This window comes from Bacteroides sp. 1_1_14 (assembly GCF_000162515.1).
Lineage (GTDB): Bacteria > Bacteroidota > Bacteroidia > Bacteroidales > Bacteroidaceae > Bacteroides > Bacteroides thetaiotaomicron.
In genome coordinates this window covers 1-13,800 of sequence record NZ_GG774716.1, presented here as the reverse complement: position 1 = coordinate 13,800, position 13,800 = coordinate 1, and the positions used below count along the sequence as shown (strand labels likewise).

Below are 13,800 nucleotides of genomic sequence, written 5' to 3'. Positions count from 1 at the left end.
CAGCCTGTTTGCTATATGATATAGTAAAGGACAGAGATAAGAAGATTTATATTTTCTTATCTCTGTCCTTTCAGCAGATTGGATCATTGTATCTTAAATCTCCGGCCTTTCCGACATAATTAGCCATAAAAGTCAACATATTGTATGTTACCACTATTTCAAAATGAACAATATGCTTGTCAGATTTACTTCGCAGTCTGAAACAACAGGCTATTGCCATTGGTATCCATCCATTCCGCCATCAAGCGATAATATGCCGGATATTCATCCGGAGTTATCAATTGTTTTTTCAGTTTCAAGGTACGGATTATCTCTATCTTATCCTCCGCCTTTTTCACTGTAACTTCCATGATGCCGACAGCATTTTCAATCTTTTTGTTAGTCGGCACAACCACTGGTTTCATTCCTTCATCAATCTTTATGATATAGGTATAAGCCTCATCAGGCAAATACCGCAAAAGCAGGTTAACAGGACGAGTTGTATTCAGAGCTGTCACACGTCCATCATAACTTGCCCATCCACCGCGAGCCTGCGGTAAGTCGAATTTCCGATAACCATCAGCCAATGCCTTTCCGGTTTTATCGCTCACCCGCAAGGTATCAGTTCGTGAAACAACATGAGAAACCTGCTCTAAAATTATCGGCTGAGCATTCAGATCAACTACAGAAACAAAATTCTGTATATCAGCAATCCCCTTATTGGTCACAAACAATCCGCTGACAGCGGCAAGTCCGGCCGCATCTTTATCTTCTGTTTTAGGAAAAGCCGCTTTTATCTCCGCACGGATGCCTACCGCCTGTTGCAAGGCAACCAGCAAAGCAGCCTTCTCCGCTTCAGTTCCGTATGCCGAACGGATCACTTCGGAGACCGGACGCAAACGGTATCCGGTTTGCGACAAGGTCAGACGGCAATTTCCTAATCCTTCTACATAAGCAGTGAGTAACTCCTTCTTTTGTTCTGTGGTTTGTGCACTGGCAGTCAGCTTCTGTGCTAATTCGGAAACATCCTTTCCATTACTTTCCAGTTGTTGTTTTATCACTTTCAGTGCATCAGCCTTTGAAGCATAAGTGGACGCCACAACAGCCTGTACATTACCTGCCGGCAAAGAAACTTCAAGTGAATAAGGACGCGGTTGCACATTTTTCAGTGTCCAGGTCACTGTTTTCATGCCATCCGCAGTTTTCACCACCGGAGCAGCTTTTCCATTCAACCATTCATAATGCAGAGGTTTGCTTTCGGGCACTGACAGCGAAAACACATATTCCCTGATTGGGGAAAGCTCTTCCACCTGCTCGCACACATCCAGTTCGGGCAGATATCCCGGACGGGTAACGACGGAGTAGTCCAGATAAATGGTAGCTCCCAATTCCAGTCCCGTATGAACGACTACCATCTCTTTCAGACCATTATAAGCCGGAGCATCTGCCGCTACGGAAGGAAGCACCTCAACGAAGGCATTTTCGGGAGTCTTCACAATAGTACCGTCTTTCTGACGAGTATAAGAATCGTGTATCTTCAGTGTCTGAAACTCCGGATTGTAAATGATAAAACTCTCTCCATACACACGGTTCATCGCTGCATGAGTAAACAAAGTCAGCTCTTTTTGCACACGCATTTCCTGACTGCCGTCAGCGTGTAACGTATAAGCCTTGCTCAATTTCCCAAATTCAGCTTCGGATGCCGCTTTCACCGGAAATGCCAGAATCAACATCGCCAGCGTAACTATATAATAATATGTATTTTTCATTCTGCTCTACTTTTTAATCACCAAATATTCACCATACGCCTTGTGGGCATTCACAGCATTGCGGAAACTTTCCCAATCAGAAGCCTCATAAACACGCTTCTTCAAAGCCAATCGATTGTGGAGCAACACTTTATTTCCTTTCTGTACCAACGAACCTTCAAAATCGGCTCCCACTCCTTGCATGGTTTCATCCTTGACCGCACTCACCAGCTTGTATCCTGCCGGAAGCTGAACCGTTTCATCCAGTTCGACCAAACGGGAACAAGCATCTTTGAAACCATACTTGCGGTTTTCTACCGAAGTATCGATCCACATATAAGATCGTACCTGATTATAAAGGTTATTCATCACCATCGGACGGAAAAACATCTCGCCCTCTCCTTTCAAGGCATAATCGGGTATTTCATAACGAAAAGTGATTTTAATAGGTGCAGCCTGATAGTCTTTGGGATTTTTTCCATAGTCTACGCTCAACAATCTGGCTTTGGGAGAGATGGCCAACAGCTGACGTTCCATCGTGCTTTTCCATTCGCTCTGAAAGCCGGTGGTAAAGATGCGACGGATATTGCTGTCACTCTGTCCTTCGGCTGTAAGGGTAAAAGTACCGCGTAGTGTACCATCTGCTTCCAAGCGGTTGTCGGCTTTGATACGTACATAATGGTTTTCGGGAGCCGAAACCGGAGTGATACACAAATCAGAACCTTCGGGTACACCCGGCAGATAGTTCTGCTGCTGTTCGGCACTGCTCCATAACTCGCGGCAGAAAGGAACCCATGTCGGATCAAGAGGCATATATGTTCCATTGCTCAGTTTCACCACTGCCACACAATGATTAAAATGGTCGGCAGGAATACTTTCTACCCGACTGCCTGCCATCGTCATGGCAGGATAGGCTTCGAAACCAGCCATGCGCAAGAACGAAATCAGTGTACCTGCTATATCTTTGCAGACTCCGCAACGATCAGTATAATTCATTTTAGTATTATGAAGTGTAAATCCTTCTCCTTTTCCCATCGAGATGCCGGAATAGCGGATGTTATCTGCCACCCAATGAGTCAACACAGCTATTTTTTCCATTTCGGTCTTCTTGCCTTTTATCAGTTCATCCACTTTTTTCTGTGCTTCGGGCAATGGATCAAAACTACCATAATCTTCATTCACTTTATTGAACCACAACGACTTGTCTTTCCACTGGGGAGTGGAAGACATCATCAGTTTGGGAGCTGCATCGAAAAGGTCTACCATGTTTGGCTCTTTAACGAAAGGCATCATATCATCCATCGCAAAGCTATATTTCTTGCGACCGTCTTCATAACGCATGGATGATGCGCACTCACCCTGATAGAACTGAAACTGAAGTTCCTTCTCCATCGGAATGCTTACTACATAAACTTTACGTACAGTAGGAGTACTGCTCCAAAAAGGAACAATATCATAAAACTGTCCGCGCATAGGCGGAATAAAGCGTGATTCATCTTCATTACCGGCTGCAAGCAACGCATAGGTAAAGCCTTTCTTGGCTATTTCGTAATCCACAATATCACCCGGCTGCAAGGCGCCCACTTCAATCATGATTTGTCTTGCGCCCCAATAAATAGCACGCGCAGGAGCAGCATAATCACAGGTTTTCCTGACATCAAGTTCATCTACTTTTCCATTGGCACGATGGATGGTTACACGTTTAAATTCGGCATAAGCAGTCAAAGGGTCATAATCGTATTTAATCACCCGATTATCCCCTGCTCCCCTCGGAGTCTGTACCTTTATCACTTTGCATACAGCAAACGACCCTTGTCCTGTAGGCTGGACAGATACCGATGTACTATCCAACAGTGTCACACAATCGGATGCTTCGTAAGTCTTCCCCTTCGCAGCCTGTTCATAAGGTTTCCAGCTTTGAGCCAATGACGCAGCCGAAACAAGAAGGCAGCAAAGGAGTGATACTAATAGTTGTTTTCTCATGTTTTTCACTTACATTTTATTTATAGAAACAAATGTAAGTAAAATCTTTGGAATCTATTTATTTTGTGCTAAAGCAATTATCATTTTTCCTGCCTCAATACAACAAATTACTACATCACCTTACTTACAAAAACAAATGACCTATTTGAAATATTTAAATATTTATCCTGAATTTATATCTAGTTTCTAACCAATCCTCCGTTTCTCACCGAGAAATTCCCTCTTGGTTTTAAAGAAATGGGGCGTTGGTTTTAAAGGAACGACCTGTTGGTTTTAAACCAAAAATAGAAATTTATAACTGTTTGATATACTGCCTTTTACAAAACACACAATAACGTTCTTCAGCATATTTTATTTTTCTCAACAAATAGATTGAATTTTAAAATTATAATTGAGGTGAAGTATGGAATATGTCTTTACATCTTAGTTCTAGAATCTCATTGCTATATTTGAAAGAGTACAATGAAAATTGAAAAAAGACTGAAATGTAGATGAAAATGGAACTTCTCCTAATAATCATAACCCAGGATGCCTATATTGGACAACGATTTACTAAAAGATCATCCTATCTTTGCAGCATATATGATAAAACAGCAAATACCATGAAAGAACCTTTTCAAATACCGACTTCCGAAGATATAGAGAATCTGATAGGAACAGACCTTTATGATGTATGGAACTCACTCTGCCAGCGCATCGAGAAGAGCTACGAAATGGAGCTACTTTGGAACCATGGCGGCAAAGCGTGGACGTATGAATACAAATACCGCAAAGGCGGTAAAACCCTCTGTGCTTTATATGCGAAGGAAAAGACTCTGGGATTTATGGTTATCTTAGGAAAAGATGAACGTGCCAAATTTGAAATTCAGCGGGGACAGTTTTCAAACGAGGTACAGATGATCTATGATGCAGCTACCACTTTCCACGACGGCAAATGGATCATGTTTGAATTAAAAGACACAAAACTATTCAATGATATGGAACGGCTTCTGCTTATTAAGCGAAAACCAAACAGAAAAGCAGAGTAAAGGAAGGAAAAGGAAGCTATTTTTTCATAGCTTCCGCTCTCATATCTTTAGGCATTTTCTCCAGTGCATACCGACCGGTAAGCTGTACGAGGCATTGCAGAACGATGCTTCGTAACAAAATCGAATATCTCATTAATTTCTACGAGAACGATACGCCCATTCGCAGGCTACAACTGCTTCTTCCCAAAAGCCCGACTGCCACAGTTACTCACACAATTGAAAAATATCCGGTTTAGATTCACCTTTTACCTCCTGCCAAGATACAAACATCCTTTTTGTATCTTTGCCGGATACAGAATAAGAATGAAAAGAGAAATCCTATATCAGAGGATAGCCGGTACCATCGCCTGGCAAACAGACACACTTTTCTATATATTAACAGGTACAGATATCCGGATAAATCAACATTTACGCACAGGAAATGAGATAAAGAGAGAGATAACAGTCAGAATACAACCGTAATACCATGCATATCTGTGAAGTAAAAAAATAAATTACAAAGAAACGATTACTCCACACGCAAAGTATTCCCTTTAATCCTTCCCAGAATTTTAGGGAACTGCCAAAAGAACAATAACGTGCAACAGATGGCCGCAGTCGCATCAGATATAGCCTCAGCTGCATACACTCCGGTTACTCCCATAAAGTTCGGCAAAATTAACGCCAGCGGAATCAACAGGATAGCTTTACGCAACAGAGCAATGAAGATAGAGATTCGGGCCTGTCCCAATGCAACGAACATATTCTGACAGGCACGTTGCAAGCCGAAGATGGTCATGCCACCCAAGAAAACGGGCATTGTCCAACGTACAGTTTCTATCAGTCTTTCATCACTGGTGAAAGCAGAGGCAACCGTCGAAGGGAAGAGAATCATGAAAAGCATCAATATCAAATTGAAGGAAAACATGGTTACCAGCACAATACGGAAGCAATCTTTCACACGCTGCTTGTCACCATGCCCGAAGTTATAACTTATAATCGGAACGAATCCTTGCGCAAATCCGGTCAGCGGTACACTGGCAAACTGCATCGAACTTTGCAAAATCGTCAATGCGCTGATGTAGATATCTCCAAATTCCTTCAGACTGCTATTGAGGACAAACCCAACCAGACTTTCCGTACTTGCCATAATGAAGGGGGATACTCCTAAAGCTAATATGGAAAGGATAATCTTCCGGTCCAGTCCCATATATCGTTTCTCCAAAGGCAGAGAGGCACGTCGGGAAAAGAGGAAACTTACCACCCACACCGCACTGCATGCTTGGGAAAGTACCGTAGCCAAAGCAGCACCTTTCACGCCCATGTCAAACCAAAAAATAAAAATAGGATCAAGAATGATGTTCAATAAGGCTCCGATCAGAACTGAAAACATGGCAATGGCAGGACGCCCCTGAGCATTGATAAAGCTATTCAACCCTGTGGATATTTCGACAAATATCGTTCCCAAGAGATAAATGGAAAGGTAGTCAACCGCATATTCCAAGGTGTTTTCCGAAGCTCCTGTCAAGAGGAGAATAGGTTCCATAAAAGTATATGCGATGACAGAAGTCAGCAAAGTAAACAATATCAGCAGAACAAACCCGTTTCCCAATATCTTTCCGGCTCGTACACGGTCGCCCTGTCCGAGTGCAATGGCAGCCAGCGGAGCACCACCGCCGCCGACAATTGCCGAAAAAGAAGAAATCAGTATAATGAGAGAGGTAGTCACCCCTACACCCGCCAGCGCATCGGTGCCAATTCCCGGAATATGCCCGATGTATATACGGTCGACAATGCTATAAAGCAGATTGACGAATTGTGCAGCCACTGCCGGAAGTGCCATCTTGAAAACAAGCGGTAACATACGTTCTGTTCCCAGCCGTTCTTCGTATTTATTGTTCATTCCAAACTTCTTTTTCTAAAATCGGCTGCAACATAGATAAAAAACTTCAATTTTTATCTATATTGTGATAAAAATTGAAGTATAATCTTTCCTTCTGACCGTATGACAGTTTTTGGCATGTGGCGCCATTTCTAACATTCTGCCTGCTTCGTTTCTATTCAAAAGAGAGATTTTCTACATGTTCTCCAACAAAGATACCGGCCATATCTCCGGTTTTATACCATTTCGGCTTCCCAGGCATGTCGTCTGTAATCTTTCGCCCATTGACCACAAGATTCACAAACCAGATACCAGATATCTTGTGATTCTCATCATACCCTGCAATGATCGACAAGTTTTCACCCGATCCATTGTAAGTAACATCCTTAACAAGCACATTCTGAATACCTCTGCCGGTAGAGACACAATACTTCGGATTGAAACTGATTCTGAAATTCACAAGCTGTCCGTTACGAAAATCTTCAATCCGAATATTCTCGAACGTAATATTACGCACCAATGTATTATCGCCTGGATTTATAGCCAGACATCCCTGATAATCAATCTGTTTTTCTGCCTGATCAAGAATGTCGATATTCCTAAAAGTGACGTTCTGCACTGTATCCATGCCGTTCGGATCTCCATGTCCTCCGATATTGATTGGATGAGCCACGTCAGCCCAAAGTGTCGCATTTTTCACCAATACATTATTGCTTCCCCCTTTAAATCCTTGCGTAGAAGCATAAACTGCGGCACAGTCATCACTATTACGACAGAAAACCCCATCTAATATCACGTTACTGCTTGAGAAAACATCCATTCCGTCGCCCCAACCATAATAGCTGATTGATTTCACATTCATCAACTCTACCGAATCGCATTGTCCTATGGGGAGTTGCGAAACCACAATTCCGTCGATCCTGACATTTTTAGAACGTCTGACCCAAACACCGGCTCCCCTGCCATCAGGGTGTACCTCGCCTCTCCCGAAAATATTCACATCATGTGCTCCTTCCGTGAATATATTGCCATAAACACGAGCTCCCCCATCGATATAAACAGTAGTTCCTGAGGGGACAAATAGAGTATCATTAGGAAGATTATGCACACCGGGACCAAAATAAATCAAATTGGACCCTTTTTTTTTCTTGAGAGCCCTTTGGATTTCTTTATCGGAAGGACGAAATTTATCAATCGGATTCGCAAAAAGATGAAGATTGTGAAAAATATCTCCATTGACCTCTACTGAGAGATTGCGAGGACGCGAAAGTGAGAATGTCACTGTGTCTCCAACACAATCCGGTGTTATCTTATAGCTTAAAGGACGTACTCTCGCACTATTGACTCTCTCTTTGTTGCTGATTACTCGCACATCTACCATTCCGTCAAAATCGAAATAAGCAATGGAGGCAACCTCCACGTTATGCCCTTTTTCATCAACCCTATCAACTTTAACAGGATAAACGTCAACGGGCAACCACGGTCCGCTACCCTGACGCACTTCCACAGAAAAATCGTTTAAGGTTTTCACCCCGACCCCAGCAGGGTATGTGACTACCTCTGCGTTAAGCGAATGCATAGCTAATAACGCCAATGAAAGAAGTATCGCTTTTGGATAATTCATATTCTTTGATTTTAAATTTGATATTGAAATTTATTAAACACTCTAATTTGAATACGTTTTGACTATAAAAAACGCCCAACAGAAGAATGAATATTTTTACTTTTATAAAATAGAGAATGGAATTTATTTTGTAAGAAGAATTAGTACGTTATAAAGATATAACAATCACTATTCGCATCCAACCAAGATATTCGTCTGTCCGGTCAATAAGTTTAAATAAGAAAATATATTAGATCTCCACTAAGTATCATTCGGCTGTTTTTTTTGAATGAAAAATTTAGGATACATCATTTGTTTTTCTAACAACTCTAACTCGGATTTGATAAATGATAATGATTTCTGAAAATACATCTGTTCAAGTACATTTTTTTCCCCGATTCGTATTCGATAACTCAATACGAACAAAATTCAATGTCCTAAAAGCATATGAATAGTCTTTGAAAGCATTAATTAGTTTTATTTGTTCCACAAAATCAAAATAAGCGTTTTCCATTTCATTTACAGATATTTCCTGTGAGGGTTCATTCAATAGAACGAACAATCTCATACTTTTTAGAATAGATGCAATCATATGGCAATTATGGTTGGTTTGTGTTTCGCAAAATCCAAAAAATAATTGACGATACTTGCTGTCTTAATTTTCATGTACCCTCTTGTTGTCCCGTCACTACAACCATAGTATTCTTCTGACACAACATCTTTATCAAGTAATACCTGTACATGATTATTTTTATCCAGAATCACACTAAAAATAGTCGCTGCTCCGACTTTTGTTCCGAGCATCTTTTCAAATAAATCCACTGGGGCAAATGATAAATGCGGTATATTTATTACAGCACTTAATTCTTTTGCCCTGAAAGGCTTATCAGCAGTAGTAATAAAAAGATAAAAATCAGTTTTTTGTCGATTACAAAGAAAGAGGGTTTTGACCATTTTCATGTCAAGTTTTCTATTGATAGGGATACAGTCTTCTATTGAAATAACCTCATCAGTATCAACGCGTTCAAAGCATATTCTGAGTTTTTGTAAAGTTGTATAAATCACTTCTTGCAATTCTGTTTTATATTCTGCCGGAGCAGTATATTGTATTTCACTTATGTAAAACATGGTTAATTACTTTTGTTTTTTAATGATTTGTAATAATTCATTGTCGAGATTGCTGTAAGCATTACAACTATGCCAGCTATCTGTACCGGGCTGATATGTTCGTTCAGAACTACAACTGCACAAATAACAGCTACTGGCAATTCTATCGTCATCAGAATAGAACTTATTCCAACTCCTATTTTTGGAATACCGGCAGCAAACAATGCAGTGGGAATAGTTGTTCCGATTATGGCAAGGAATAACGCCCAAAGCATAAAGCTTCCACCGAAATGATTATCTGTAATAATTGTTTGGCTATTCACTATAAAAATTGTGAGAGCAGAACCAATCATTATAAACGTACTTTTTGATTGCCATCGGACACATTTCCCAAACCTCCCATTTGCTACGATATAAATAGCATAGGTCAGGGAAGCGAATAACGCCAATAAGATTCCCTTTAATGAAAATGACCATGCTTTTGAATCAAAAAGATTCCCTGCCATAACTGTACCAATAAGAATAAAGAAAACTGTCAGGAGTTCGATTCTGGACGTTTTTTTAGCGAATATAATCCATTCCAAAAACAGGCTAAACCATGTAAACTGCATAAGAATTACTATAGCCAGTGAGGCGGAAATATAACTTACAGACTGATAATAAAGATAATTAGTCACTCCGATAGCACTTCCGGTCAATATCAACGGTAATAAATCTTTTCGGGTAATTTTCCCTTGAATACTTTTTCCTGTAACTAAAGTATAAGTTCCAAGAAAGATTGCTGCCAATGCAGCTTGTGCAAAAGAGATTTCAGCGGCATTATACCCCCATGAGTACGATAGTTTAACAAATGATGACATCGTACCGTACATGGCTCCTCCAAGAAGAACCATGAGAATATATTTAATATTCTTCATTTCAAGATTGTTTAATTTATTAATAAATGAATACCTGATTAGAGGCTAAACAACCTTGAATACTAATAATAAGTATATGAAAATAGTCCCTACAGAAATGCAGGAACGAAATCTAATTGAATCCGGTTATTCAGCCTTTTAGGCTACCGGGGGAGGTGTATTTGAGGAAAAACGTTGATACATTTTTATACTTACTTTTTTAACGCCACAAATTTAGAAAAAAATAATGATAGTATTGCCATCAATCCTTTATTATTTGAAACATTTGTAGAATAAAGGCAAGCTGTTAAGCTTGCCTTATTTATCATATTCTTTCCATTACCTGCTTTTCCAAAGATTCTAATTTATGGGATAGGATTTCCATATCTTGACTGATTTTCTCTTTTGTTATCTTGGCGTAAATCTGGGTGGTTTTGATATTGGTATGCCCCATCATTCGACTGACTGTTTCAATCGGAACTCCTTGTGAGATAGTTAATAAAGTTCCGAAAGTATGACGGGCTACATGATATGTTAAACGGGCTTTGATTCCGCATTGCTTGGCTATCTTTTTTAGTATACTATTACAGGAAGTATTGCTCGGAACAGGAAATATTCTGTTATCTCTTGTATAGCCTTTGTATTTCTCAATTATTCGTTTGGGAACTTCCAACAGCCGGACACTTGAATCTGTATTTGTTTTTTGCCTACGGGTAATTATCCATAAATGACCATCAAATGAGGTTTGTAGATTGTCTTTCGTCAGATTCTTTACATCCGAATAGCTAAGTCCGCAGAAGCAGGAAAATACAAATAAATCCCGTACTAATTCATATTGGGCATTTTTCATCTTGGCATTTACAAGTAAGTTGAGTTCTTCTTTACTTAGGAATCCCCTGTCTTTCTGTTCAGGGCTTATCAGGTAGCCTGCAAAAGGGTTGATAGCTAATTGTCCTGAATTACGGGCAATGGTAACAATGTGTTTTACTCCTATCATATACATCCATATTGAATTAGTGGAACAGTTCCGCTCTGTACGCAGATAGTGTTCAAAGCCATTAACAAAAGCAAGGTTCAACTCTTTCAGAAAAATATCATCCCGTTTGTATTCCTGTCGGATATAGTTTTCCATATGCTTATAAACCGTACAGTATTTGGAATAAGTGCCTTCCGACCTGTTGTATCCTTCTTTCCGGGAAAACTCCTGATTATGTTTTGCAAACAGAGTTAAGAACGTTTCTTGCTTTACACCTAAACCCAGATAGACATTTTTTACTTTATCTGCTGTGGTAAAGCCATCGGCTTGCGTCAGTCTTCCTGCTTTGGTATCCCATAGATTGGGCGGTACAGTCATTTTACAACTGAATTGGCTGATAGTTTTGTCAATAGTGATTCTTCCTGTTCCGTCCGGTTTAGGGTTATTCCTCTTGAGATAGAATAGAATTTTAAATGTACTTCTTATTGCTCAAAGTTTTAAACGTTACAAAATTAGTTTACTTTGAGTTACAAGAGGTTATACGCTATAACGCAAGATGCAGACAAATAGCGACTTATAACCAGCTTGCAGTTTTATCGCAGGTAATGGAAAAGTAACTGAACTTTGTCTTACCTTTGTCTATGGTCGGCTTTTACCGTCTAAAAGGAAAGCCAAATCAAGGACTTTACTCGCACATTATCAGTTGGTTGTCCTCGTTTGGCTAAAACTTGCTTTTTGAATTACATTATTATTTATAATGACAAAGCAAGCATACAAGAAAAACAGGCTTCCGGTTTAAAACCACCGGATAAAATAGAAATGATACTTCAGTTAGCTTTCTGTCAGAAATTTATAGATATATTGATTGATGAGGTCATGCTGTTCTGCCGTTCCATTCTCACCCATATTGCTATGTGTAACTCCATCCAGTTTTACTACTTTCATTCTGAAGTGCTCCTGCTCCTGTACGGTAGGTAGCACTCCCGCATCTGCCTCATAGTCACATCCTCTCAACGTATACAAACGTGGCTTCAAAGTTCTAGGCATGATCATTCTACGATGGTCCATAGATACAGCCTTACTGATCAGCTGCGGGTATTTAGTGGCAAACAGCATTGTCATATCACCTCCATTAGAATGCCCTATCAAGATGAGTTCGCTCCAATTCAATTGTGGTTTCAAGTTTTTAAATTCCTGAATGGTAAAAAGTATATTGCCGGTTCCTCGTTCCCAATTCGGCATACGGGTCTGCATGAAATCGCCTTCCATCGCTAAAAGAGGATCATCGGACAATTCATGTTGTATACTAATTACATAAAAACCTTTTTGTGAAAGAAAACGTGTCAGGTAGGAATAGGTTTGGTTCGACTTACTGTTTTTATTCCCATCATAGCCGTGGCTGAATATGATAACTTTCGTTTTTGAATTTACTTTCTGTGGCTGATAAACCGCTATCGGTATCACTCTGTTTCTGGATATGTCAAACAGACAAGTAGTAAACTCCGTTTGTGAAAAACATTGCACTGATAGTATCAATGAAATTAATAAGATGATTATTCTGCACATAGTGATTCACCGGATATTTATTTTGTATACACAATGATTTGTTGTCAAAACTTTTAATTTCATATAGAGTATTCTTAATTTAGAGTTACAAAATTACATATAATAAAAGAGAAATAAAGCGGAAATATGTAATCACAGAGAGAAATAAATATTTCAAACGGTAAATAACAACTCACTGAAACGCATCGTAACGAACTAATCCCAGTCTCTCTTAAAATTAATTTGCTGTATGCAATCATCTAATGCTCGGTTTATATAACCTTATTCGTCTGACAACTGTTGAACTTTCGTCTGACAACTGTTATTCTTTCGTCTAACAACTGTCAGACGAAAAAGAAACAACTGTCAGACGAATAAAACATTGCAGCATTAATCTTACATCCATTAAACATAAAAAGTAAATCTACGTAAACTCGGAACTAGTTCATAACGGTGCAGGAACGAACGAATATCGGGCAACGGAGTAAATCAAAGCAGCACAGAAAAGATATGGAAATCTCCATAAGAATACAAACAAAGAAAAAGAACCATCTAATGAATCTTTGACTATTCCTTTTCGTATATTTGATGTAGTCTGAAGGTATTTAATTGACTACAAATAGATTAAAAGAAACTCGCATGAGAATGGGCAACGGATAAGAAATTGGTAAAGTGCTTTGATACACTATATTTCTCATGCTGTCAAACAACTCTTATTTGTTTGCAAATATAATATTATTGCAGGTAATAATCAAAAATAACGAGGTTTATTTTCATTTTTACCTGCTGATATTTGTTCCGGATTATCAGATGCGATATATTTGTAATTAGGATTCGTACCGTGTTCCAAGCGGTTCATAAGTAACGACTTGCGGAGTTTTGGCAACAAGGGGATGCGGCTCCGTTTTATAGAAATGACTTATGCAAACCGACTTATCCATTTACAACAGTCTTCGCCCTTCCTTTATAGAAGGCGTTCACGCCGTGAAGTTCAATGCTTTGTCGGCGGTCATATCGCGTTACCGGGATTATGCCCGCAGTTCCGAACAAATAAAAGCGTACTCGGGAGATTCT

At 39.6% G+C, this 13,800-nt stretch carries 9 protein-coding genes and 1 pseudogene; 2 read left to right on the top strand and 8 right to left on the bottom strand.

Annotation, left to right across the window (positions count from 1 at the left end):
- Positions 1–185: 185 nt before the first annotated feature.
- A complete protein-coding gene (locus HMPREF9007_RS01030; protein WP_008763792.1) occupies positions 186–1,748 on the bottom strand; it encodes a DUF3857 domain-containing protein in 1,563 nt (520 codons plus the stop codon).
- A 6-nt stretch (positions 1,749–1,754) separates the two neighbouring features.
- Positions 1,755–3,710, bottom strand: a complete 1,956-nt coding sequence (locus HMPREF9007_RS01035; protein WP_008763790.1) for a DUF3857 and transglutaminase domain-containing protein — start codon at positions 3,708–3,710, stop codon at positions 1,755–1,757.
- Positions 3,711–4,312: 602 nt separating this feature from the next.
- Between HMPREF9007_RS01035 and HMPREF9007_RS01045 the strand changes: the two genes are divergently transcribed.
- Entirely contained in the window at positions 4,313–4,738 is a 426-nt protein-coding gene (locus HMPREF9007_RS01045) for a DUF3788 domain-containing protein (RefSeq protein WP_008763789.1), read from the top strand.
- Between the two features lie 508 nt (positions 4,739–5,246).
- Here the strand turns inward: HMPREF9007_RS01045 and HMPREF9007_RS01050 are convergent.
- The 6 genes from HMPREF9007_RS01050 to HMPREF9007_RS01080 form a co-directional block, all read right to left on the bottom strand.
- Complete coding sequence (locus HMPREF9007_RS01050; protein WP_008763788.1) at positions 5,247–6,620, bottom strand: MATE family efflux transporter; 1,374 nt, start codon at positions 6,618–6,620, stop codon at positions 5,247–5,249.
- A gap of 154 nt (positions 6,621–6,774) precedes the next feature.
- Positions 6,775–8,223, bottom strand: coding sequence for a glycosyl hydrolase family 28 protein (locus HMPREF9007_RS01055; RefSeq protein WP_008763787.1), 1,449 nt, complete (start codon positions 8,221–8,223; stop codon positions 6,775–6,777).
- A 567-nt stretch (positions 8,224–8,790) separates the two neighbouring features.
- Positions 8,791–9,330, bottom strand: a complete 540-nt coding sequence (locus HMPREF9007_RS01065) for a YbaK/EbsC family protein (RefSeq protein WP_008763785.1) — start codon at positions 9,328–9,330, stop codon at positions 8,791–8,793.
- A gap of 2 nt (positions 9,331–9,332) precedes the next feature.
- Entirely contained in the window at positions 9,333–10,226 is an 894-nt protein-coding gene (locus HMPREF9007_RS01070; protein ID WP_008763784.1) for a DMT family transporter, read from the bottom strand.
- A gap of 304 nt (positions 10,227–10,530) precedes the next feature.
- The gene (locus HMPREF9007_RS01075; RefSeq protein WP_032850808.1) at positions 10,531–11,667 is read right to left on the bottom strand and encodes a site-specific integrase; all 1,137 of its coding nucleotides are present in this window, start codon (positions 11,665–11,667) and stop codon (positions 10,531–10,533) included.
- A 345-nt stretch (positions 11,668–12,012) separates the two neighbouring features.
- On the bottom strand, positions 12,013–12,747 hold the full coding sequence (locus HMPREF9007_RS01080) for an alpha/beta hydrolase (RefSeq protein WP_008763782.1): 735 nt from the start codon (positions 12,745–12,747) through the stop codon (positions 12,013–12,015).
- Positions 12,748–13,647: 900 nt separating this feature from the next.
- Here HMPREF9007_RS01080 and HMPREF9007_RS0125490 point away from each other — a divergent pair.
- Positions 13,648–13,800, top strand: a pseudogene (locus HMPREF9007_RS0125490) (AraC family transcriptional regulator); the annotation flags it as partial.

Coding starts and splice junctions, on each gene's coding strand:
- HMPREF9007_RS01050 (WP_008763788.1), bottom strand. CDS start 6,620: ATGAACAATAAATACGAAGAACGGCTGGGAACAGAACGTATGTTACCG.
- HMPREF9007_RS01035 (WP_008763790.1), bottom strand. CDS start 3,710: ATGAGAAAACAACTATTAGTATCACTCCTTTGCTGCCTTCTTGTTTCG.
- HMPREF9007_RS01065 (WP_008763785.1), bottom strand. CDS start 9,330: ATGTTTTACATAAGTGAAATACAATATACTGCTCCGGCAGAATATAAA.
- HMPREF9007_RS01055 (WP_008763787.1), bottom strand. CDS start 8,223: ATGAATTATCCAAAAGCGATACTTCTTTCATTGGCGTTATTAGCTATG.
- HMPREF9007_RS01080 (WP_008763782.1), bottom strand. CDS start 12,747: ATGTGCAGAATAATCATCTTATTAATTTCATTGATACTATCAGTGCAA.
- HMPREF9007_RS01045 (WP_008763789.1), top strand. CDS start 4,313: ATGAAAGAACCTTTTCAAATACCGACTTCCGAAGATATAGAGAATCTG.
- HMPREF9007_RS01070 (WP_008763784.1), bottom strand. CDS start 10,226: ATGAAGAATATTAAATATATTCTCATGGTTCTTCTTGGAGGAGCCATG.
- HMPREF9007_RS01030 (WP_008763792.1), bottom strand. CDS start 1,748: ATGAAAAATACATATTATTATATAGTTACGCTGGCGATGTTGATTCTG.